Source organism: Brevibacillus sp. FSL K6-0770 (genome assembly GCF_038000275.1).
Classification (GTDB): Bacteria; Bacillota; Bacilli; order Brevibacillales; family Brevibacillaceae; genus Brevibacillus; species Brevibacillus parabrevis.
On sequence record NZ_JBBOBQ010000001.1, the window covers coordinates 4,197,221 to 4,219,493 of the forward strand.

Annotated in this window: 18 protein-coding genes; 2 read left to right on the top strand and 16 right to left on the bottom strand. The window is 54.7% G+C overall.

The features are described 5' to 3' along the window. Positions 1 to 7 precede the first annotated feature (7 nt). Positions 8 to 481, bottom strand: coding sequence for a DUF4188 domain-containing protein (locus NST23_RS20010; protein ID WP_122963983.1), 474 nt, complete (start codon positions 479 to 481; stop codon positions 8 to 10). A gap of 10 nt (positions 482 to 491) precedes the next feature. Continuing rightward, on the bottom strand, positions 492 to 1,130 hold the full coding sequence (locus NST23_RS20015; protein ID WP_340964432.1) for a TetR/AcrR family transcriptional regulator: 639 nt from the start codon (positions 1,128 to 1,130) through the stop codon (positions 492 to 494). Positions 1,131 to 1,309: 179 nt separating this feature from the next. On the opposite strand from NST23_RS20015, the gene NST23_RS20020 reads away from it, so the two are divergent. Then, positions 1,310 to 2,437, top strand: a complete 1,128-nt coding sequence (locus NST23_RS20020) for a glycosyltransferase family 1 protein (RefSeq protein ID WP_122963981.1) — start codon at positions 1,310 to 1,312, stop codon at positions 2,435 to 2,437. A 48-nt stretch (positions 2,438 to 2,485) separates the two neighbouring features. Here NST23_RS20020 and NST23_RS20025 read toward each other — a convergent pair whose 3' ends face one another. After that, positions 2,486 to 3,229 carry an IclR family transcriptional regulator gene (locus tag NST23_RS20025; protein ID WP_122963980.1) on the bottom strand — a complete coding sequence of 248 codons (744 nt, stop codon included), beginning with the start codon at positions 3,227 to 3,229 and terminating at the stop codon, positions 2,486 to 2,488. A 186-nt stretch (positions 3,230 to 3,415) separates the two neighbouring features. On the opposite strand from NST23_RS20025, the gene NST23_RS20030 reads away from it, so the two are divergent. Then, positions 3,416 to 4,201, top strand: a complete 786-nt coding sequence (locus NST23_RS20030; RefSeq protein WP_229049719.1) for a YheC/YheD family protein — start codon at positions 3,416 to 3,418, stop codon at positions 4,199 to 4,201. A 170-nt stretch (positions 4,202 to 4,371) separates the two neighbouring features. On the opposite strand, the gene NST23_RS20035 is transcribed toward NST23_RS20030, so the two are convergent. From NST23_RS20035 to NST23_RS20095, 13 genes are all read right to left on the bottom strand, one after another. Then, the gene (locus NST23_RS20035) at positions 4,372 to 5,196 is read right to left on the bottom strand and encodes an aldo/keto reductase (RefSeq protein ID WP_122963978.1); all 825 of its coding nucleotides are present in this window, start codon (positions 5,194 to 5,196) and stop codon (positions 4,372 to 4,374) included. Between the two features lie 108 nt (positions 5,197 to 5,304). After that, on the bottom strand, positions 5,305 to 5,943 hold the full coding sequence (locus tag NST23_RS20040; RefSeq protein ID WP_173596885.1) for a pyridoxamine 5'-phosphate oxidase family protein: 639 nt from the start codon (positions 5,941 to 5,943) through the stop codon (positions 5,305 to 5,307). 87 nt (positions 5,944 to 6,030) lie between these two features. After that, positions 6,031 to 6,975: a GntR family transcriptional regulator gene (locus NST23_RS20045; RefSeq protein ID WP_233454100.1), complete on the bottom strand. Its 945-nt coding sequence runs from the start codon at positions 6,973 to 6,975 to the stop codon at positions 6,031 to 6,033. A gap of 133 nt (positions 6,976 to 7,108) precedes the next feature. After that, complete coding sequence (locus NST23_RS20050; RefSeq protein WP_122963975.1) at positions 7,109 to 7,636, bottom strand: phage tail protein; 528 nt, start codon at positions 7,634 to 7,636, stop codon at positions 7,109 to 7,111. 16 nt (positions 7,637 to 7,652) lie between these two features. Continuing rightward, on the bottom strand, positions 7,653 to 8,150 hold the full coding sequence (locus NST23_RS20055) for a phage tail protein (protein ID WP_122963974.1): 498 nt from the start codon (positions 8,148 to 8,150) through the stop codon (positions 7,653 to 7,655). 31 nt (positions 8,151 to 8,181) lie between these two features. After that, positions 8,182 to 8,694 carry a phage tail protein gene (locus NST23_RS20060; protein ID WP_122963973.1) on the bottom strand — a complete coding sequence of 171 codons (513 nt, stop codon included), beginning with the start codon at positions 8,692 to 8,694 and terminating at the stop codon, positions 8,182 to 8,184. Between the two features lie 107 nt (positions 8,695 to 8,801). After that, positions 8,802 to 13,781 (bottom strand): Ig-like domain-containing protein, encoded by a 4,980-nt coding sequence (locus NST23_RS20065; protein ID WP_340964433.1) that lies wholly within the window; start codon positions 13,779 to 13,781, stop codon positions 8,802 to 8,804. A gap of 246 nt (positions 13,782 to 14,027) precedes the next feature. Beyond that, entirely contained in the window at positions 14,028 to 15,023 is a 996-nt protein-coding gene (locus NST23_RS20070; RefSeq protein ID WP_340964436.1) for an agmatinase family protein, read from the bottom strand. Continuing rightward, positions 15,020 to 16,294, bottom strand: a complete 1,275-nt coding sequence (hutI, locus tag NST23_RS20075; protein ID WP_340964438.1) for an imidazolonepropionase — start codon at positions 16,292 to 16,294, stop codon at positions 15,020 to 15,022. Before hutI ends, NST23_RS20070 begins: the two co-directional genes overlap by 4 nt. Before the next feature lie 5 nt (positions 16,295 to 16,299). After that, positions 16,300 to 17,970: a urocanate hydratase gene (gene hutU, locus NST23_RS20080; RefSeq protein ID WP_173599122.1), complete on the bottom strand. Its 1,671-nt coding sequence runs from the start codon at positions 17,968 to 17,970 to the stop codon at positions 16,300 to 16,302. 165 nt (positions 17,971 to 18,135) lie between these two features. Next, complete coding sequence (locus NST23_RS20085; RefSeq protein WP_173599121.1) at positions 18,136 to 19,632, bottom strand: helix-turn-helix domain-containing protein; 1,497 nt, start codon at positions 19,630 to 19,632, stop codon at positions 18,136 to 18,138. 93 nt (positions 19,633 to 19,725) lie between these two features. Further along, a complete protein-coding gene (gene lepB, locus NST23_RS20090) occupies positions 19,726 to 20,295 on the bottom strand; it encodes a signal peptidase I (protein WP_122963967.1) in 570 nt (189 codons plus the stop codon). Between the two features lie 142 nt (positions 20,296 to 20,437). Then, positions 20,438 to 22,213, bottom strand: coding sequence for a sigma-54-dependent Fis family transcriptional regulator (locus tag NST23_RS20095; protein WP_274874149.1), 1,776 nt, complete (start codon positions 22,211 to 22,213; stop codon positions 20,438 to 20,440). Between the last annotated feature and the right edge of the window lie 60 nt (positions 22,214 to 22,273).

The window sequence follows — 22,273 nt, forward strand, 5'->3', positions numbered from 1 at the left end:
GACGCGCTTATTCTTTGTTGATTCGCTGTCGGGCTGATTCCCGCTTGCCTGTGGCGGGAACCAGCTCTCCCACTTCTCCCAGGCCAAAAGCAGGCATATTGACGTACACGCACTCGTAGTTCCCTGCTTCCACCAGATACGTCTCGTGATAAATCCCTACCGAGCCATCCGTCCCTACCGCCTGATTGAATTTTCGCCACGCTGTCAGGTGAAGGGGCGCATGCCGCGCATACTTTTCCAAATGCTCAAACGACCGCCAATATTGAATCTGCGTAATCGTCCGCATGTTGACGCTGGAGCGGCTGCCCAAAAACCCGAGTTCGGGATTTTGATACAGCTCCTGCATCATCCCGCCCATCGCCTTCGCCACCGGAACCCATTTGTGCACAGCCAGCAGCTGGTTGATTCGCATACCGATAATGAACACCACATAAGACCCATCCACTTTTGCCGTATACCGCCCTGGCATTACGTTTGCCATCTGCAATCCCCTACCTTGTCAACGTTTTGAGATGAAGCTCATAGTAAGCCATGAAATCATCAGAATGAAACAAATGCGCCGACAAATACGCTCCGTAAAACATCGAGAATAACAAAACGACTGCCTCTTCGTTGCTGACATGAGCAACCAACTGTCCGTCTTCGCGCGCTTCCTGCACACACTGCTCAAAAATCTGGTGCATGTTCTTGCCGCCGATTTCAGCTCGCTGCGCCGCTTCGACATCGGGGAACAGCAAGGACAGTTCCGCCTTCGACAGTGCCGGAACGCACGGATGCATCTTTTGCTCGGCGAGAAAGCTGATCAGGCTGAGCATGATTCCAGGCTGCTTTTCCGCATATTCCGCTACCATGGAAAAAGCGTGGCGCACGGCGGCAAAGCCTCGCTTCCCGTTGTCTGCCAGCTCTTTGTAACACCGCACCTGCCAAATGCTCATAAAATAAATCAGCAGCTCTTCTTTTTGCGGGAAAAATTTGAAAAAGGTCACCTTGGAGACTTCTGCCTGCGCGCATATGTCATCCACAAGCACGCTGCGGAATGTGCCTTCGTTGATCAGCGCAAGCGCTGCCTCCAGCAAGGCGAGCTTCGTCTTCGCTTTCTTTTTCTCACGCAACGAAATCGTTTCAGCCATTGTTTCCTTCCCTTCCAGTTACACCCAAGACTAGGATAGCACTTAAGTTAACTTTAGTAAAGTTTTATATTAGAGTAAACAAAACTCAAAATCGCTTGCTGATTTCTCCTCCCCCAGTAGCCAATGGCCCAAAAACCCATACGATAGGGAAAGAGCCTTGTTGAAGGAGAGAATCCCCCGTGAGAATTTGTTTTTCCTGCAATCTCATCGAGTTCAAGCCAAAGGGGAACGTCCTGCAATTTTTTATTTTGCTGCGCTCCCTCGACCGCAAAGTGGCGAAGCTTGGGGCAAACGAACGCAAGCGGTACGTGCTCGACTGCGTCCTCCCCTTTCAGTTTCGCAACGGGATGGGCGGCTTTACGTTTGAACACGTCCGCTTTTACAAATCCGACCAGCTCGTCGACGACCTCATTGCCCGCGACCAAAAGCACAACTACGACTTTTTGTTTATCCGCGGCCGCAACGAAGCGTTTCATCTGGTGGAAAAAAAGCCGTCCCTCGGCAAAAAGCTGCTGTATTTGGCCGTCCAGTACAACTTGCGCGATCCGTACATCATGGGCAGGCTGGATCACATCTTTCAGCATTCCCGCGTCGTTTTTTTCCAGACCGAGCCGAATGCCGAGCGCTATCGCCGCTACCAGTTAAGCAAAGCCAAATACGCGGAAAAGGAACTGAACCGCAAAATCCAGGTGCTGCCCCAGTTTGTCGAGCATCAGGAAGACGGGGCGCTCATCCGTCAGCCGGGAGATCCGCTGCACCTGATCTGGGCAGGCGTCATCCGACCACGCTATGGACTTGCTGTAGCCACCAAAGCGATCCGCCTGATCCGCAAATCGGTTCCGCAGGCGAAGCTGCGCGTCCTTTACCCGTCCATCGTCGGGAGCTATCAAAAGAAAGCGCGGCTTCTGCTGCGCACGCCCGGAGTAGCCGACCACGGGCAAAAATCGATGTGGGCGACGAAAAAAATGATCGTCCAGAGCGGGATCGGCATTGCGCTGCTCTACGACAACACTCCGGACCAAAACCCGTCCCACTCCTACTTGTCGCGGATCATCGAATGCATGGCGCTCGGCGTACCCGTGCTGACGACCCGGACGATCGGCAATCTCGCTCTGCTCGGAGAAGCGTATCCCCTTTTCGTGCAAGATGCCCACGACATCGCTTTTCATTACGAAAAGCTGCGCAACCCGGCCTATTACGCGGACATGAGCGCGTACGTGCGGTCGCGCGGGGAGCGCTTTCTCGCCGACAACGCCGTCCAGTCTTTCTGGCGCGTCCTGCAAACGGAATTTAGCTACCGCAAATAGCCAAAAGCCAACACGCTCCTTGAGCAGAAGCTGTGTTGGCTTTTGGCGTTATTTCATCATTTTTCCCATGCGATAGGCTGCTTCCATAATGTACGGCGCGTACTGGCTCATTTTTTCCGGTGTCAGACGATTGGACGGGCCAGAAGCCGCAATCGATGCGACAAGCTGCCCGTTGCGGTTGAAGATCGGAACCGCGACCGCCGCTGTCCCAAGCTCCCGTTCCTCCACACTGGTGGCAAATCCTTGTCTTCTGATCTGGTCGAGCTGCTCGATGTACGCTTCCTGATTCACGAAGTCGGGCCAGTTCGGATCGTTCAAGACTTGCTCCAGCACATACGGATCGGCATAAGCCACCAACACCTTGCTGGACGCTCCCACAGCCAGTGGCATGCGCGCCCCGATCGGAGCGACCCGGCGAATCGGTTGTCTGCTCTGCACAGCCTGAATACGTATCCGCTCGTTTCCATCCCGCACATACAGGCTGATTGTTTCTTCGACCAAATCCCGCAATCTCTCCATCTCAGGCAAGAGAAGCGTAGCCGGATCATCGTTATGCGTCAAATTGGCCGAAAGCTCCCAGATTCGAAAGCCCAGCCGGTATTTCTCCGTCTGAACATCACGGATGAGAAAGCCCTTGTTCTCCAGCGTCGCCAGCAGACGATGCACGGTGCTTTTATGCAAGGAAAGGCGACTCGATATCTCACTAAGCCCAAGGTCTGTGGCGTCCGTAAAACAGAGCAGGATATCCAAAGCACGTTCGACAGAGCGAACGTTTGCTTTTTGTTCATCCATTGTTTCTTACCCCTTCTTCCTACTTGGTTCCGTTCGTTTCATCTGATGAAACAAATATGCTACTTTTCAGTATACAAAAATTAAAGGCATAGTAAAGAGCGAATCTTCGCCCTCCCCGCCATATCCTACCTATTTTTTGACAGCAAGGACATTCCCACAAGCGCTGAAACAAGCTGCACATACATTATGAAGAAGCAAAAGACGTTTCATATTTCGATTGGGGGAATGACCTCTTTGGGCAAAAAAAGCGAGTCCAAGCTTACCAAATACTACGTCTTGCGCGCAAGCTCCACCCTGTCCGGCGCATTGCCGCGCACGCGTCCCTTTTCCAAACGCGCCTTGTACGATTTCCTCGATCGCTACAGCAAAGTGATCGCCAAGCCAGCCGCAGGCAGCGGCGGAGCCGGAGTCATTCTCGTAACCGGACTGGGCCGCAGCAAATACCGCATCCAGCGCGGTGCCAAACGCAAGACCAAGCACAGCAAAAAATCGACCTACAAGTATTTGCGCAAAAAAATTAACAGCCGCTATCTCGTGCAGCGAGGCATCTCTTTGGCTCGCGTCAGCGGATCTTTGTTTGACGTCAGAGTCATGGTGCAGCGAAAAAGCGGTCAGCCGTGGGTCGTGACCGGAATGCTTGCCAAAGTGGCCGGACGCGGCTATATCATTACCAACATCAAGCGCAGCGGCGGCAAAGTGCTCCCGCTCTCCACAGCCCTCCACCGCTCGAACATTCGCGGCGCTTCTCCTGCTGCCGTCATCGCCCGCATGCGGCAGGTTGCTCTGCTCGCTGCCCAGCGTCTGTCCCGCTACTATACAAGTCAGCGCGTTTTCGGCCTGGACATGGGCGTCGATGCAAAAGGACGGGTGTGGATCATTGAAGCAAACTTGCGTCCTGACATCTCTCTATTTTTGAAGCTCGCGGACAAAAGCATGTACAGAACGATCGTTGCCTATCGCAGGCGCAGATAAACCGGGCATAAGCTCCTGATCGGGACGAAATCGTCCGGCGGGGGCTTTGCCTTTTTTGAGCACGCCTTGCCTTGATCTTGTTCGACCAGGAAAAGGCAAAAGAAAAGGGGCACATCCCCTTCGTCTGCGCGAGACGTTCGGGACAGCCCCCTGCTATTATCACCGTGATTTTAGAAATCGAAGTTGTCCGGGTCTGGCCCAAAGCGCTTGTTCTCGTTCAACGCACTGATTTTGTCCACGTCTTCCGCGCTCAACGCAAAATCAAAGACGTCGGCATTTTGCTCAATCCGAGCAGGCGTGATCGATTTCGGGATTGTGACGACCCCGTTTTGCAAATCCCAACGAATGACGATTTGCGCAGGCGATTTGCCGTATTTTTGTCCCAGTTCCACCAGCAGCGGATGATCGAGGTTTCCTTGCATCAGCGGACTCCACGCCTCCAGCTGGATAGCGCAATCCTTGCAGTACGCATGCAGCTCCTTTTGCGTGAGCAGCGGATGGTATTCGACCTGGTTGACAACTGGCGTAATTTCGCTGTGCTTGCGCAGCTCCTCCAGATGGTGAATGTGGAAATTGCTCACGCCGATTGCGCGCACGTAGCCGTCCCGATACAGCTTTTCCAAGGCTTTCCACGTGTCCACGAACTTGTCTTTTACCGGCCAGTGGACCAGGTACAAATCAAGCGTGTCGAGCTTCAGCTTTTTCATGCTCACGTCAAAAGCTTTGAGCGTCGACTCATAGCCCTGATCCGCATTCCAAACCTTTGTCGTGATGAACAGCTGATCGCGATCGATTCCCGCCTGACGGATACCTTCTGCTACGCCTTCTTCGTTGCCGTAGACAGCTGCCGTGTCCACACTGCGGTAACCCGCCTCAATAGCCGAGCGGACTGCCACTGTTTCGTTGCCTTCCTTTGCTTTCCAGACACCCAGGCCCAACCAAGGCATTTCCACTCCGTTGTTCAAAACGGAACGATCCGTGATTTTTGTTGCCATCCGATCTCCTCCCGACTAACGCTGTTTATGTACTTACATTAAGAAAGTATATCACAGGTTGGTCGATCGGAAAACTTGTCTCATACAAGCTGGCAAAAAGCCCACCTTTTAGTACAAGCGATTTTTATAGCTATCCTGCAATCCCTCAGCCACTTCTTTCGCCCCTAAACCGGGCAGCTTCACATGATCCGCGATCATTTTGGCGATATCCGGGGTCGTTCCAGCCTCAGGCCACGTATCCGGCTTCCACAGCCCGGAGCGCATGAACGCCTTGGCGCAATGGGCGTAACATTCTTCTACTTGCACGCCGATTCCATGCGTCGGCACCTTGCCTTTGACCGCCATTTTCTCCAAAATATCCTGATCCTGGATGATGCACGCCCGACCGTTGATCCGCAGCGTTTCTTCCAAGGTCGGAATCAAAAAAATCAGGCCGATGTGCGGATTCACGAGGATGTTGGTGATCGAATCCATCCGCTTGTTGCCCGGGCGCTCCGGGATAACCAGATGGTGGTCGTCGACGATGTGCACGAAGCCTGGAGCATCGCCGCGCGGGGATGCGTCACAGTTTCCTTTTTCGTCGGCAGTCGAGATAATCAAAAAAGGCGACTGGGCTATATAATTGCGGCAATGGTCGTCCAGTTGGGTAATCACCTTGTTTTGCACCAGACGGCTCGGCTCTCCGAAAATTTCCCGCAATTGGGTTTCCGATGTGATTACTTCACGAAATATTCCGAATCCTGACATGATAGCACCTCTTTTTCCTTTTGTGGAAAAGCTCTCCCCTTCATCATACCATAACGATCGGCGGACAAGTCCGGGGATTTGCTTTGCTCACTGCCGGAAGCCTTCGACGAATTGCTGAATGTACTGCACCGACTGGACATTCAAGAAGCGATCTTCAATCAGCAGCGGCAAAAAACGCGCCTGCCTTTTCAAATAAGCACCGACGATGCTGGTGCAGACAATCAGCTCGGGCTTGGCCGCCAGCACTTCATCCAGGGATGAGGGGTACTCCATCGTGCCGACCAAAAGCTCCAGATGAGTCATCCCGGCATTCATAATCGACTGGCGGAAATTGTGCGCGCCCTCCCAGGTCGTGCCCCCGATTCCGACCAGGCTTCCGGGCGGCAATTGCTGAAGCTCGCGGATCGACTGGAGATTGGAATCCAACAGGCAGCCGATGACGATCGGCACATTGTCTCCTTCCAGACGATCCAGCCATTTTTGCACTTCTTCTATATGCAAAAACGTCGTGACGACGAGATCGTAGTAGCCGTTCACGATGCTTGTGGCAAACTGGTCCAAGTCTTTGATCAGGCATGGCTTCACCGTGTAGCCTGTCGCTTTTTCCAGCTCGACTGCGTACTCCTGCACTTGCACGACATTGCACTCGGCAAACAGGATCGCTGGCTTCGTCCTTTCCTCCCGCTTGAAGCTGGCCGGATGTCCCGGCTTTCCTGAAACGGGCGGTGAAACAGCGGCATCCTTCTGCTGCTCTCGCGAAGAAATGCCACTCGCAGCGGGCATTCCGCTTTTTCTCGGGAGCGGGTCCGCAACCACTGCTTCGCCATCGTTTCCAATCGTGACGTAGCCCTCTGCTTTCAGCGCCTCGTACGCCTTTTGCACGGTATCCTGATTCAGCCGCAAAAAGCCGGATAGCGCACGGACTGCTGGCAATGTTTCGCGTGGCTGATAAATTCGTTGTTCCATCAAACTTTTTAGTTGCTCTTTCAATTGAACAGAGACAGAGATCGAGGATGAATCATGGACAGGCATCTGCATCAAATCACCCCAAGGAAACGGTATCGCAGTAATATTCTGTCATCTTACAATAGGTCAATCGGACAAAGCAAGTGCCAGATGCAGGGCAGCTTCGCATCTGGCACTTCTTTTTGAGATCAGGCTTTTGTTACGGCTTTTGTGGAAATTCGCCTTCCAGACAAATGATATAGTGAACACCCAAAAACGGCTGTCGATTGTTGTGCGGCATTCCTTCACCCGCAACTGAAATCGCGGCTTGGCTGAAAGGAGTCTGCTCCGAAGCGTTCGGCGCTCCATAGGCAAAGACACGTCCTCTGCCTTCCGTGTTCGCCCAGATCATCCCGTCCGGATTGTTCGTCGTCGGCTTCTCCGCTGCATTGGGAATGTGCGTATGCGCAGGCATCTCCTGAATCGTCAGTCCGACCTCGCTGCTCCCGCCCTGCTCGCCAATCGTTCGCGGCGTCAAATCCGGCGCTGCTCCATGGTGCATAGGTGCCGCCCCTTGCAAATTGGGCAGAGCAAAGGTGTTTATGCCATCTCCGCCAAATCTGGTGCCCAGGATGGCGTACAGAGCGGTATTCTGCCGAATTTGCATTAAGGCTCCATCGCAAAAAGCCCAGCCTCTTGGAGCGAACTTTCCTGTAAAAATGCGAATTTCCCCGTAATAGGCTTCCATTCGTTTTCCTCCTCTATCAATCGCGGCTCGGATATACTCCTTGGATGGCAATGCAGTAATTGAACACCTGATACGGCTGCATGTTATAGTGCGGCTGGCCCCCGCCCGTTGTGAGCAGAGCATCCTGGCGCATCGTCGCATTAGGCTGGGCAGCAAATGCCTGATAATCCGTCTTGGCCCATACGTTCGCAACTGCTTTTTCCGTTACGCCCGTTGTCACAAGAGGCTTGGCCACGTGCTGATGCTGCGGCATTTCGCGAACCGTCAGAGCATGGACCTCCTCACCGCCAGCTTGTCCATACCCCACGCCATTTCCGACATGCACAGGCACTCTGCCCCGCAAATCCGGCAAGGCAAACGTCGTTTTTCCGTCCCCTCCGTAGGTTGTTCCGATAATGGAGTACAGCGCCTGATTTTGGTTGATCGGCAAAATCTGCCCATCGCACAGCGCCCATCCTCTCATCGGAAAAGGAAAAGCAAAGGCGCGAATTTCGCCGACATACGGTTCTGACATGATCGTCAACCTCCAGTGGTTAATAGTTTCCTTATGATTGCGGTGGATAATAGCCTTGCGTGGCAATAATGAAGCTGATTACGGTAAACGGCATCATGTTGGAATGCGGCTGGTTTCCGCCCTCAAATGTTACAGAGCCTGGGCTCATCTGAATTGCGGCGGGATTTTGCGAGAATTGCACGATTCGTTTTGCCCATACGTGCTGGCCCGGCTCGATTTCTGTACCTTCTGCTGACGACACGTTGACCGTGTGGGTGTGGATCGGCAATTGGTTTGTCTGCAGGTGTACCGTCTCTGTTCCCCCTTTTGCCCCGATGGAAAAGGTTGTTTGCGTACGCGGATTTTTTCCCTGATGGACGGGAACCCGCCCACGCAAATCAGGAAGGCCAAACGTAGTCATGCCATCGCCGCCATAGGTCGTCCCAATCAGGTTGAACAATGCATCATTTTCCGCGATGCTGAGCAATTGACCGTTGCAAAAGGCCCAGCCTACTGGCGCAAATTCTCCGGCAAACATTCTGATTTCTCCCAAAATTGATTCCATCTTTGTCGCTGCCTCCTTGATTGCTTGTGGCGGATCAGAAAAAGCGCACATCCTATTGCGAAAGGGCCAGCTGAATCGTCCAGCTGGCACCTCTCTCCTGTTGCTTGCTACTGCCTGACCTCTACTGTGATTTTGGCTGTCTTGCCTTTGTAGGTGACCGTAATCGCAGTTTTTCCGGCTTGTTTGGCGACCACATTTCCGTCGACTACTTCCGCAATCTCGGGGTCCTCGACCGCCCATTCCACTTCTTCTGCAATGAGATCTGTATAGCTTTTGCTGTATGTTCCGATCAAGGTAATCGGCTTTTCCTGACCTTCTTTCAGACGTACATACGAAGGAGCAGCCTCCAAGCGAACCGGGATTTTCTCGTCTACAACCATGAGGCGAACCCGGAATTTGCTCTTGTCCACTTTTCCGGAAATTACCGCGGTACCAGTCGCTTTGGCGATCAGCTTGCCTTCTTCTGTTACCTCCACAACTTCAGGATCGGAGGATATCCAGTTTGCCTGCTCGGTAATATCTTCGGTCTCGTCACCGTCCAGCACGACAAGCTCCAGCTGCCGCTCCTCGTCTACTTCCAGCACGCCTTCGCTGCGAGTCAGCAGCTTGATTCTGGCGTCTGTACCGCTTGTAATCGTAACGGGGATGTGCAGCTCTTGCCCTTCATACGAAACCGTGATTATGTCTTTGCCCGTTTTGCTGCCTGCCTGAATCTCGCCCGCTGTCACCGTGACAAGATCGTTTTCGGTGGAATACTCTACCGCTTCATCCGTGGTGATGTCGACCTTTTTAGCGCCATCCACCTTGAAGATTTGGAAGCTTTGCCGCTCTTTGGGCTTCAGGCGAAATGCTTTTTGTGATGCCTGCAAAACGTCAGAAACAGTTGCCTTGACGGTTACGTCCGCCGTTGCGGTATAGCCGCCGTCTGCCGTTGTGACGGTGATGCGCGCGGTACCAGGTGCTACGGCCACGACCTTGCCTTGCTCATTCACTTCCGCTACGGCACGATCGCTGCTCTCCCACTTGACTCGCTTGTCAGTCGCATTTTCCGGCTGAATCACGGCCTTCAGTTCGTGCGTCTCGCCTGCTTTTAGCACCAACTGGCGAACGTCCAGCTCTACACCCGTTACCTTGACCGCGCTTGGCGGCTGATAGACAGACAGCCTGATCTGCGCTTCCAGCTCGGTCGTGTTATGCGCTTCGTCGCGCAGTTGCAGCAGCACCTTTTTCATGCCATTGCCATACGCGAGCCGCCAAGACGTGCTTGCAGCGACCTGTTGCCAATCGCTCCAGCCCTCGTTTTCATTGGCAAAACGCATTTCTACCGTTCCTAGCGAGTCCGTGGCGGTTACATTCAGCGTCACGTAGACGGAGCTGGATGTTTGCGCGCCGCTGTTGATGGCAAACGTGCCTTGCGGAGCAGTCTTGTCAATCGTAAAGGCAATGCGTGTGACATGGCTCGCGGCATCCGTGACGACAAGCTCATGCTCGCCTTCACTGCTTACGGTCGTTCCGCTGGTAAACGGCTGACCGTCGAGGGTTGCCGTCCCTTCGTTGAACGTAATCTGCACATCGTCTTTGTAGCTTTTGCCGTTCTCCACGCCCGAAACGACAGGCGCTTCCATATCAAGCTCGATGTTGGCGGAGACGTCGGCTACATTGCCCGCCTTGTCACGCATCTGCATGTGGACGGTTTTTTGCCCGTCGTTAGCAGAAAGCATCCACGTCTGTGTCGGAACCGCATCGTTCCAGGCGCTCCATGCATTACTTTCGTTGGCGAAGCGAACCTGGACAGGTCCATTGGCATCAGTAGCGGTGACAGTCAGATTGACCGTTTGATCCTGCGTCACGCTGGCCCCTCCATTAATGCTGAGCGACCCTGACGGCAAGGTTGTGTCCAACGTAATTTCATCTTGCATGTTCGCGATGTAACCCGATTTGTGCAGCAATTTCACATAGACGGTTTTGACACCGTCACCGACTGGCAATTGCCACGCTTTTGTTAGTGCAAAAGGTTCTGGCACGCTCCAGGTAGTACCGTCCATCGAGAAAGACATGCTTGTGTCAGCTGCACTTTTGCTTGTTGTCACGTGCAAGGTCACGTCTCGCGAGGTGGTGAACGGCGCATCTTCATTGATCGAGAAAGCGCCAAACAGCGGCGTCTTGTCGATGGAGAAGACGACGGTCGTCTTGTTTCCGGCTTCGTCTGTCACGACAAGCGTGTAGTTTCCTTGCTCCGTGACAGTCGCGCCGCTCGCGAATGGCGCGCCGTTCAGCGTAGCTGTTCCTTCCGAGAAAGTAATCAGCCTGTCTGAGTTGTACACGCCCTCATCGTCAACGCCTGTTACGACAGGAGCAGTCGCATCGAGAGTAATTGACTTTTGCAGGTCAAGCACGTTGCCAGCACGATCGCGTATTTGCAAAAATACCGTCTTCGCGCCATCCCCGTCTGACAAAGTCCACGATTTTGTCTCCTGTACCGCTTCCCATCCAGACCAATCGCCGCTGCCTGTCGGAGAAAAGCGCATTTGCAACTGATCGTCGGCATCGGCGTATTGCAGCTTCAGTGCCACCTGCTTCGCGTTTGTCGCACTCGCGCCGTCATTGATCGTGAAGCTTCCGGTCGGAGCCGTCTGGTCGACGATGACGGTCGCTTCCAATGTTGCGGTATTCCCTGCTGCATCCGTTATGTTTGCCGTGACTCGCTTCTCTCCGTCTCCGGGAGCAAGCGTCCATGTCTTCGTGCTTGCGTACGGCTCTGGCAAACTCCAGTTGGCCCCGTCATTGGAGTAGACAGTGGTCATGGAAGTCAAATCCGTCACGTTCAACTGCAAGCTGACTTGCGATTGATTCGTGTGAGTGTCGCCATTGCCGATCGTCATCGTTCCTTGCGGCTTCGTCTGATCCACGGTAAAAGACAGCGTTGTGACATTGCCCGCCTCGTCTGTGACGACAAGCGTGTAAGCCCCGTCTTGGGAGATCGTATCCCCGCCGCTGAAAGGCTGGCCGTTCAGCAAAGCTGTTCCTTCCGAAAACTGAACCGTAACAGCCTGCTTGGAAATCTGGTTCGCCGCAACTCCTGTCACGACTGGCGGAACCGTGTCCAGCAAAATGCTCGCTGATTTGCTCGTTTCATGCCCGGCCTGATCGCGGAATTTGGCGTAGACGGTTTTGGTGCCGTCGCCATTCGTGAGCGTCCAGGACATTTCCGGTTGCACCGGCTGCCAGCCGTCCGCGAACACGCCGTCAGTGTTGGACAGGCTCACCTCTACCGGCCCGTTAGCGTCTGTCGCTTCGAGCAACAGCTTCACTGCTGCCGTGGAAGTCGCCGTATTGCCCGCATTCGTGCCTTTAATGGACATGGTGGCTACCGGAGGAACCGTATCCAGCATGATGCTGTCAGAATATTGCTGCTCATGCCCTTCGCCATCCTTGAGCTTCATGTACACGGTCTTGTTTCCGTCTCCAGCAGCCAGTTGCCAAGCTTTGGTGGCGGCAAGCTGCTCCCAAGTAGACCAAGTCGTTCCGTCATTGGAAAAGCTCATCTGGATTTGTCCACTTCCCGCGCCGTCTGTACCCGTGATCGTCAGTGCAACGTCCCGTGTCGTCGTGAACGTCTTGCCGTTTTCGATCACAAGCGTTCCGGTCGGAGGAGTTGTGTCCAGAAAAAAGCGAATGGTCGTCGTATTGCCGGCCATATCTGTCACGACCAATGTATGGTCGCCATCTGCCGTTACCGTTCCGCCGCCGACAAATACAGCGCCGTCCAATGTCGCTGTTCCTTCGTTGAATGTGATTGTCACTGCTTGCGAGTAGGAGCCGTTATTGCTCACTCCAGATACCACAGGAGGTGTCGTATCCAGCGTGATATTGGCGCTCGCGGAAATTTGGTTGTGAGCCTCGTCGCGCGCCTGCATATAGACGGTCTTCGCTCCGTCGCCCGCAGTCAGCGCCCAGTTATAGGAGGTAGCCGCACTGTAAGGCTTCCAGTCCTCCGTCCACTGATCGGACGCATTGGAAAAACGCACCTCTAACGGCTTGCCCGTATCGGGGTCGACAACGGTTGCCTGCAGATTAACCTGACTGGAACCGGTGGCCAGCATTCCGCCATTGATTTTCAGCTCGGCAGAGGTAGGCGGCTCCTGCACATCCTCGATTTGAATGGTAAAAGCTTTGGTGAATGAGCCTCCCGACGGATCGCTTACCTTGATCGAGACGGAATAGCTGCTTTTCGCTTCGTAGTCAAACGATTGCGTTGTGTACAAATTGTTGTCAACCAGCTTGAAGGCGCTTTGATCGCCCCCTGCGAGCTCGAAGGTCAAATTCCCTTGGTCTTCGCTGTCAGGGTCTGTCGCGCTCAATGTTCCGACCAGCGTGTTCGGTGGCAGATTTTCTTTTACGGATTGTTTGCTGAGTGAAATGTCTGTCGGTGGGGAGTTATCGACATACTTGATTTCGAGTCTGGGAAGCAAAGGTGAGTTGTTGGAAGCTTTGTCGTAAAAAAGGACTTGTACTTGCGCATTTGGGATAGGCGGAGCGGTTTGAGCACCCTTTAGCACAAAGCTCGCCACTTTGTCGTTCGATTGGAGCTTGATGTAATCAGTCACATCAAAAGACACCCAGCTGTCCTTTTGCAAACTCGAGCCGGACGCGGGAGCTTTTCCAAGGGCAGTGCCGGTAGCAGGCAAGGTCATGTCCAACTGCGACCAGGAGTCATTGTCCACTCCATACAGGTCGAGAAAAGGCTCGCCCCCTGTCCTGTCCACTTTGGTCAGGTAAAGCTTCAATTGGGCAGATTCGATCTTTCGGCCAAAGTCCACCTTGTCTGGCCCCAAATGAAACTTCATTGCAGCATTCGCAGGTCCAAAAGCAGCGTCATACCCGACAAATACACGATTGTTTCCTCCTAGGCCATCTGCTTCCCCGTACGGATACGCACCCATAGGATCTACAAAAAAATCTTCATCGACAACGATTTGAAACGGATCTTCTACCTTGGCTACGGCAACACGCTCAGGCAACACCATCGGCTGCACCAGCGAAAAAACCAACAACATGGACAACAGCCTTGAAAGCATCTTTTTCATATCGGCCTCTCCATTCCTCCTTTCGCAAATAGTAAAAATGGCTCATTCCCTCGTCTTCTGCTGACTTTCTTCCGTCATGGATAACCCAAGAAATGGCAAGTAAATTCTACCAAAATTTGCTTGAAAAAGAACCTTACTAAAGTTAGCTTTTTTTCGACAAAAAACCGCTGTCCCTCTGTCAGCAGCAGAGAAACAACGGTTCGCCAAGCAAAAAAACTTTTGCAGGAGCAGATTTGACGCCAAAAATTACTTTCGCTGCCGATATCCCGTCAAAAAGGACAGCATCACATGAACGGCTGTTTTGACTGTCGCCTCCGTCCGGTCTTTGTACGGGTCGAGACATACGATGTCCATGGCTTTGACCTTCGGGTGCAAGCCTGCCTCATAGACGGCGTCAAACAGCTCGTCGCTCCGCATACCCCCGGGAGTAGAAGCAGGGACGCCCGGCCCGTAGCCGATGTCGAGCACATCCATATCGACGGTCAAATAAATCGTATCGACTTGTGCCGCCAGCCGTTCGAGCGCTTCCTGCACGGTTTGGGCAACGCCTTTTTGCCGCGCCTGGCGCAGCGTCGTATAGCGCACGCCTGCCTCATCCGCGTAAGCCTTGAGCGACCGGGCATTGAAAAAGCCGTGCAAACCGATGTTGTGAACGTCCTCGGCCTGGATCGTCTTGCTTTCGATCAAATTGCGAATCGGCGTGCCGTTCGAAGGTCCGTTATCCGTCAGGTCGCGCAAGTCAAAATGGGTGTCCAGCTGCAAAATGCCTACCCGCTCGTCCGTGTGAACGTCCTTGTAGCCTTTGATCAGCATGGCCGTAATCGAGTGATCGCCGCCCATCATCATGGGCAAAAGCTGAGGATGGTTCGTGCGCATGTGCGCCATGGCTTCGCGAATGTTGCGGTGGCACTGGGCGATGTCGGTAACATGCTGCCTGACGTCGCCCAGATCGACCACGCGAAGCGATTGCAGGTCGACATCGTAATCGAGATTGTACGTCGTAAAATATTTCCACGCCCGCCGCATCGCATCTGGATTTTCGCTGGCGGCCGAGGCCGAGATGGACGAACGGGAAAGCGGCACTCCGAGCAGCGCTACGTCGTAGTCGCTCCAATCAGTGCTGCCCGCCGTTGCCACCTCTAGCGTCTTGATCCATTCGCTCACTTTTGGCTCGGCTGGCGCGGCACTCCTGTCCCAGGCAAAGCTGGGCGGTTTAAGCAGCGGGTACGGGTATGCCGTCATACGAGCCGCCCTCCCGCCACGACTACTGCTCCGTTTTTGATTACCGTATCCACATGGTTCACACCGTAACGGTATTGCAGCGTCATGAAGTCAGGCACAGCAAAAATGGTAACATCGGCTTTTTTTCCGGCCTCGATGCTGCCGACCTCGTGGGCGCAACGGATCGCGTGTGCCGCATTGATCGTCGCCGCCGTCAGCACTTCTGCCGGGGTCATGCCCATTTTCAGGCAGCCGAGGTTCATGATGAGCGGCATCGAGACAGTAGGCGAGGAGCCGGGATTGCAGTCGGTCGAGATCGCGACTGCCACGCCACGGTCAATCATTTTGCGGCCGTTTGCGGACTCCGCCATGAGGAAAAAGGCCGTTCCCGGCAGCAGTACCGCGATGACGCCTGCTTCCGCCATTCGCTCGATGCCCGCATCTGACGCCCGCAGCAAATGATCGGCGGACACCGCTCCCAGAGACGCCGCCAATTCGGCTCCCTCGTACGGCTCGATCTCATCGGCGTGAATTTTCGGCAAAAGGCCGTGCTCCCGGCCCGCTTCGAGAATGCGCCGCGACTGCTCGGGAGTGAACACGCCACGCTCGCAAAACACATCGTTGAAGACGGCCAGCTTGCGGCGCGCTACTTCGGGAATCATCTGCTCGATGACGAGATCGACAAACGCATCCGGCGTTTCCTTGTACTCGCGCGGTACCGCATGTGCGCCCATGAAGGTGCTCACGAGATCGATCGGGTGGGTTTCATGCAGCTTTTGCGCTACTTCCAACTGCTTGATCTCGTCTTCCAAAGTAAGGCCGTAGCCGCTTTTCGCTTCGACCGTCGTCACTCCGTGCAGCAAAAACTGGTCGAGCCGCCGCTTGCTCTGCTCATACAGATCGTCATGCGTCGCCTGTCGCGTCGCAGCCGTCGTGGCGTGGATTCCGCCGCCGTTGTTCATGATTTCCATATAAGTAGCGCCAGAGAGCCGCATGTTGAACTCGTTTTGCCGCGTGCCTGCGTGTACCAGATGTGTGTGTGGATCAATCAGGCCAGGCGTAACCAGTTTGCCTGTGGCGTCAATGACATCCGCTTCGTGGGCGCGTTCGCGGAACCACTCAGCCAGTTCTTCATCCGTGCCGACGCGTTCGATTACACCGTTTTCCAGCCAGACGCTGCCATTTTCGATGATGGACAGCTCGTTCATTCTGGCACCTGTCACCGGAGAGTGAGAGCCGCCAGCCAGCGTGGCAAGCTGGCTGGCATGGCGAATCCATACTGGTTTGTTCATCGCTTTTACTCCTTCAACATCGGGATGTGGACGCCTTTTTCCTTGGCGGTCTGAATCGCCAGCTCGTAGCCTGCATCCGCATGGCGGACGATGCCCATTCCCGGGTCGCTGGTCAGGACGCGCTCCAGGCGCCGCGCCGCTTCCGGCGTGCCGTCTGCCACGATGACCATACCTGCGTGCAAGGAGTACCCCATCCCGACGCCGCCGCCGTGATGCACCGACACCCAGCTTGCGCCGCCTACCGCATTGATCATCGCGTTCAGGATCGGCCAGTCGGAAACAGCGTCACTGCCGTCTTTCATCGCTTCTGTCTCGCGGTTTGGCGAAGCGACAGAGCCAGAGTCGAGGTGATCGCGGCCAATGACGATCGGCGCTTTCAGCTCGCCGCGCGCCACCATCTCGTTAATGATTTGGCCAAAACGCGCCCGCTCGCCATACCCCAGCCAGCAAATGCGGGAGGGAAGTCCCTGGAACTGAATCCGCTCCTGCGCCATGCGAATCCAGTTGCACAGATGCGTATTATAGGAAAACTCGCGCAGAATGACTTCGTCCGTCTTGTAAATATCTTCAGGATCGCCGGACAGCGCTACCCAGCGGAACGGGCCTTTGCCCTCGCAAAATTGCGGGCGGATGTAAGCCGGCACAAAGCCAGGGAAGCGGAATGCGTCCTCGACACCCTCGTTTTTCGCTACTTGTCTGATGTTGTTGCCGTAGTCAAACGTAACGGCACCCTTCTCCTGCAAAGCCAGCATGGCGCGGACGTGGTTGGCGATGCTCGCTTTGGAACGTCGCTCGTATTCTTTCGGATCGCGCGTGCGCAGCTCTGCGGCCGCTTCCAGGCTCATGCCCTCCGGAATGTAGCCGTTGAGCGGGTCATGCGAAGAAGTCTGGTCCGTCAAAACGTCCGGTATAAAGCCGCGGTCAAGCATCGCATTCAGCACTTCCGGCGCATTGCCCAAAAGTCCGATCGAAATGCCTTTTTTCTCCCGCTTGGCTTCCTCCGCCATTTTGATCGCTTCATCGAGGCTGTCTGTCATCACATCCAGGTAGCGTGTATCCAGTCTGCGCTGGATGCGTGTCGGGTCGACCTCGATGTTGATGCTCACGCCGCCATTGAGCGATACGGCCAGAGGTTGTGCGCCGCCCATGCCGCCGAGGCCAGCAGTAACCGTGATCGTGCCAGCTAGTGTACCTGCAAAATGCTGGCGAGCCAGCTCCGCAAACGTCTCGTACGTTCCCTGGACGATCCCCTGGCTGCCGATGTAAATCCAGCTGCCTGCCGTCATCTGTCCGTACATCATCAAGCCCTTTTTGTCCAGCTCGTGGAAGTGCTCCCAGTTGGCCCAGGCCGGAACGAGGTTGGAGTTTGCCAAAAGCACGCGCGGCGCGTCCGTGTGGGACTTGAACACCGCCACTGGCTTCCCGGACTGGATCAGCAGTGTCTCGTCACTCTCCAACGTTTGCAATGTTTTGACAATAGCATCGAAACATTCCCAGTTGCGCGCCGCTTTTCCGATCCCGCCATACACGACCAAATCTTCCGTACGCTCCGCCACGTCGGGATTCAAATTGTTCAAAAGCATGCGCAGCGCCGCTTCCTGAATCCACCCTTTTGTATGCAGTTCAGTGCCCGAGTAAGCCTGAATCAATTGCTCAATGGATTGTGTCGTTGTCATCCTGCTTCCACCTGCTTTTCCTTAGAGTGTGTATCTCTTAGCTATATTGTAAAAGCCGGAAAACAGACAAAAAAGGCACCATGCTTTCGATTTGGTGCCTCTTCTTTCGATTGAATCAAGGGAAGCAGATTGAATTTTCTAAAAAACTCTCTTTTCTTTCGATTTCTATCTTTTCTTTTGATTTCGTAACAAACGTGGGGTTGTACCCGTCTTTTCCTTAAAAATTTTACTAAAGTAATTGGCATTGACGAACCCGCTGCGCTCGGCCACCTCCTGGACGGACAACGCCGTTTCCAGCAGCAGGCGCTGCGCTTCCTTCACCCGCATCGCCGTGAGAATTTGCCGGAAGGAGCTGCCTTGCTTCTGCGCAAACAACGTGCTGAAATAAGCCGGGCTGCGGTCGACATGCCGGGCCACATCTTCCAGGCGCAAAGCCGGATCGGTGTAACGCCCCTCCATGTAGCGCAGCGCTTGCTCGATCACATCCGCTTTGATCTCGTCGCCCCTGTTGTTGAAAGTATCGAGCAGTTCGTTGATAAAAAGCAGCAGCTCCGTCACGATCCGGTACAAGATCGGGGCGTACAAAATCGTCTCAAACACACGATGGTACGCTTCTTCGAGTAAAGCGCTGTCCAGCCCGTGCGACTTCATGTAGCGCCTGACCTGCGCGAGAATGCTGGTCAGACGAATGCGCAACAGCCCCGGCTCGGGGTACGGCTCGTCCTTGTAAAAAAAATGCGCATACAGCCACTGCTTCAGCTGCTCGCGATTGCCGCTGTGCAGCATGTCGATCCACGTTCGCTGCTCGCCTGGCGTCAGGAACGGGTCGATCATCAGCCAGTTTACGCTGCCTTCCACCATGCTCACTTGCCGATAGCCCTTGAAAAAACGCAAGTGCAGCGCCTGGCTCGCCTGCTCGTATTTTTGCTGCAAGCTCTGCTCGGAATCTTCGGCATCGTGGATGACGAGAAAAAGCGGAGCATCGCTCGACGCCTCCCAGTCCATCAGCAAGCGCTTGCCGAATTGGTGCCACTGGGACCAGGACAAGGTAGCGTCTGCCGGAAAAACAGCGGCAATCGCGTCTTTGGTCGGCAACAGCACAGGCTTGTCGCGAAACGGGTAGCCGGAAAAAAAGTCGAGCAGCTCCGAATGTCTGCGGGCATCCTCCAATTGGGCGAGCATGACTTTTTGCTGACCAACTGGCGACGATCCGGGCAAAAACAAGTCGAGATACGAGATTTCCTTGCGCAGCCCCTGGACGCTCCCCGCTCCTGGCTCCAGCCGTTCGTCTCCTGAGCGTTCCTGACAGCAGCGCGTCAAAACGCGGCGGATGTATTCAGGTGTTTGCGGCTTCAGCCACAAGTCCCGCGCGGAAAGCTCGATTCCTTGCATCGCCCGCTCAAAGGTCGCTTCCGAAGTCGTGACCAGCACGATCGGCCGATATTGGGCGACCAAAAGTTTGAAGCGCTCCCAGTGCGCCTTGTCAATCATATCCAGTTCCATGCAGACGACTTGCGGCAGGTGTGCTTCCATCACCTGAAACACTTCCGCCATCGTCCCGGCCGTATGTACTTGGTCATACGGGATGGCGCAGCTTGCGACGAGCCAGCTGATCCCGGCCCGCTCTGTCGCGTCCCTGTCTGCAATCAGTATGCCGGGCATCGTCAGCCCTCCTTTTGCGGCTTGCCAGAAAAATGCGAGAACTTCTCTTGTTGCAAACAAAGGTTGCCCGTGAATGGACAACCTTTGCTCCTGCTATTTCTCTTCGTTTGTAAACGGATTTTGGATCATCGTGCCCATGATGTGATCAAGTGGAATAAAGCCGATCTCACGGGAATCCGTGCTATGGTTGCGGTTATCCCCCATGACGAAAATATGGTTGGCTGGCACTGTCACTTTTCCATCGGATACGTACTCCATCGTTTCCTTGATGTACGGTTCGTTGAGCACCGTGCCGTTGCGATACACCTGATTGTCTTTGAACTCCAGCACATCGCCAGGCTTGCCAATCACTCGCTTGACGTACATCGAGTGGTCGTCGTCCGCTTTCCCTGTCACCAGCGCCACCAATGGGTGACTGACGACGTCGTCCACAAGGGACCTTTTGCGTTCCACGCGACTGTCGATGACGACGATATCGCCATAGTCCGGCAAATACGAAAACGTATGCGATAGCTTGGACACGTAAATGCGTTGCTGGTCTTGCAAGGTAGGGTCCATCGAATGACCATCAACCTTGTACGGCTGGAACACGAAGATTCCGAGAACCAGAGCGAAGACGATTGCAAAGGCAATCGAACGGACCCATCCCATCAGCTCTTTCATTATGCTATGCCACTCCTCTCATACAACTTCGTTCCCCTATCCTCTACCCTCTATCATATCACAAAAATGACGCAAACCCAAAAAGCCGGTCCCATAGGCTCCCCGGCTCTTTTCGCTCTTCATCCACGTCAGCACGCGAGAGTCACAACAGTCCGTACTCGCGCATTTTCCGAAACAGCGTCGCCCGGCTGATCCCGAGCAGCGCGGCTGCTTCTTCCTTTTTGCCCTTGCGCATCCGCACTTCATTCAAAGCTTGCGCCACAGCAGACTTTTCCAGCTCTTTGAGCGTCGCGATCGGCTTTGGCGCTTCGCTGCTATCTGTGCGTCCCGTTCTTTCCGCAGGCTTTTGCAGCCGGAATGTGTGTCCAGGCAGGCTTGCCACTTGTATCCAGTCGGAGTTTTCCAGATTGGCCGCGTATTCAACCGTATTCGCCAGCTCGCGGACGTTGCCAGGCCAGTCATGGCAAAACAGCACGGACTGCGCCTCCTGGGAAAAGCCGCGAATCGTTTTCCCCAGCGTTTTTGTATACGCAGCCAGAAATTCATGGGCGAGCAAAAGAATGTCTTCCCTGCGCTCCCGCAAAGCAGGCAGTTGAATCGGAATGACGTGCAGGCGGTAATACAAATCGAGGCGAAACTGGCCTTGCGCGACCCGCTCCTGCAAATCGAGGTGGGTCGCGGCGATAATCCGCGCTTCGACGGGTAGCGTTTTTCCGCTGCTGCCCAGCCGCTGGAACTCTTTTTCCTGCAACACCCGCAGCAGCTTGCCTTGCAAGTGCATCGGCAAATCCCCGATTTCGTCGAGAAACAACGTCCCTTTGCCAGCCGCCTCAAACACGCCTGCCTTTCCGCCTTTTCGCGCGCCGGTAAACGTGCCGTCTTCATAGCCAAACAGCTCGCTTTCCATCAGATGCTCGGGAATCGCCGCGCAATTGATCGAAATTAGCGGCTGTTGCCGCCGCGGACTGGCCTGATGGATCGCTTTGGCGAACAGCTCTTTTCCCGTGCCGCTCTCTCCCTGGAGCAAAATCGTCGATTCGCTGCCCGCCACTGTCCGCGCGATCGTTTTGGCCTGGAGCAGCGCAGGGCTGTTGCCGGAAATCGCCGCAAAAGCATCCCCTGCATCTGTGGCCGTGACCCGGCGCGCCATCTCGACGACTTCCTGCGCATCGTCGAGCGTAATGACCCACTCCTTGATCTCGTCGCCAAGCTGAACAGGGCGGATGGCAAACAAAAACGTTTTGGCTTTTCCGCCAACCGAAAGCACCACTTGCTTGGGCGTGGGCTGCGAGCCATCGGCCAAGCGAATGGCGGCAATCCATTCTGCGGCCTGACTGTCGTCTGCATCGAGTTGCAAATATTGCCGCGCCCGCTGATTCGCTTCGACGATGCAGTTTTTTTGATCGATCAAAAGCATTGCCTTGTCCATTTCATCCATGACGACACGCAGCTTTTCGGCAATGAGCTGTTGCCTGGTGTACATGATGTGCTCTTTGAGCTTGACCGCAATCAGCTCGGCCATTTTTTGCAAAAAGCCGAGAATCGCCTCGACATCGGCGAACAACCGCTCCCTTTGTTCGTCGTCAAAAGCGAGCAGCCCGATCACGCCTACGCTTTGCCCATCCAGCCGGATCGGACAGCATATTTCCCCCGTCTCCGCACAGCTTCCATAATGCGTGCAAGGGCGGCATTTTTCATCCTGCCCCGGTCGGGTAATCACGACAGGCTCGCCATTGACAAGCGACGCCCGGTAAATATGATCTTCGCCTGCCATCGTGCGCAACACGCCGGATTCGGTTTTGCCCGTCCCTGCAATTCGCAAAAAATCGCTGTCGGCAATCTCTACTTCCACTCGCAGCACGGCGGCGACTGCCTGGGCGATTTTTTGCACGCTCTCCTGAATCTCCCGCAAGGACATCGGCTTGTTCCTCCTCTGCTTGTCTTTTTCTCATTATAACGCGGCGACAGGAGGAACCGC

Coding starts and splice junctions, on each gene's coding strand:
- NST23_RS20010 (WP_122963983.1), bottom strand. CDS start 481: ATGGCAAACGTAATGCCAGGGCGGTATACGGCAAAAGTGGATGGGTCT.
- NST23_RS20015 (WP_340964432.1), bottom strand. CDS start 1,130: ATGGCTGAAACGATTTCGTTGCGTGAGAAAAAGAAAGCGAAGACGAAG.
- NST23_RS20025 (WP_122963980.1), bottom strand. CDS start 3,229: ATGGATGAACAAAAAGCAAACGTTCGCTCTGTCGAACGTGCTTTGGAT.
- NST23_RS20030 (WP_229049719.1), top strand. CDS start 3,416: ATGAAGAAGCAAAAGACGTTTCATATTTCGATTGGGGGAATGACCTCT.
- NST23_RS20035 (WP_122963978.1), bottom strand. CDS start 5,196: ATGGCAACAAAAATCACGGATCGTTCCGTTTTGAACAACGGAGTGGAA.
- NST23_RS20040 (WP_173596885.1), bottom strand. CDS start 5,943: ATGTCAGGATTCGGAATATTTCGTGAAGTAATCACATCGGAAACCCAA.
- NST23_RS20045 (WP_233454100.1), bottom strand. CDS start 6,975: ATGCCTGTCCATGATTCATCCTCGATCTCTGTCTCTGTTCAATTGAAA.
- NST23_RS20050 (WP_122963975.1), bottom strand. CDS start 7,636: ATGGAAGCCTATTACGGGGAAATTCGCATTTTTACAGGAAAGTTCGCT.
- NST23_RS20055 (WP_122963974.1), bottom strand. CDS start 8,150: ATGTCAGAACCGTATGTCGGCGAAATTCGCGCCTTTGCTTTTCCTTTT.
- NST23_RS20060 (WP_122963973.1), bottom strand. CDS start 8,694: ATGGAATCAATTTTGGGAGAAATCAGAATGTTTGCCGGAGAATTTGCG.
- NST23_RS20065 (WP_340964433.1), bottom strand. CDS start 13,781: ATGAAAAAGATGCTTTCAAGGCTGTTGTCCATGTTGTTGGTTTTTTCG.
- NST23_RS20070 (WP_340964436.1), bottom strand. CDS start 15,023: ATGACGGCATACCCGTACCCGCTGCTTAAACCGCCCAGCTTTGCCTGG.
- hutI (WP_340964438.1), bottom strand. CDS start 16,294: ATGAACAAACCAGTATGGATTCGCCATGCCAGCCAGCTTGCCACGCTG.
- hutU (WP_173599122.1), bottom strand. CDS start 17,970: ATGACAACGACACAATCCATTGAGCAATTGATTCAGGCTTACTCGGGC.
- NST23_RS20085 (WP_173599121.1), bottom strand. CDS start 19,632: ATGCCCGGCATACTGATTGCAGACAGGGACGCGACAGAGCGGGCCGGG.
- lepB (WP_122963967.1), bottom strand. CDS start 20,295: ATGAAAGAGCTGATGGGATGGGTCCGTTCGATTGCCTTTGCAATCGTC.
- NST23_RS20095 (WP_274874149.1), bottom strand. CDS start 22,213: ATGTCCTTGCGGGAGATTCAGGAGAGCGTGCAAAAAATCGCCCAGGCA.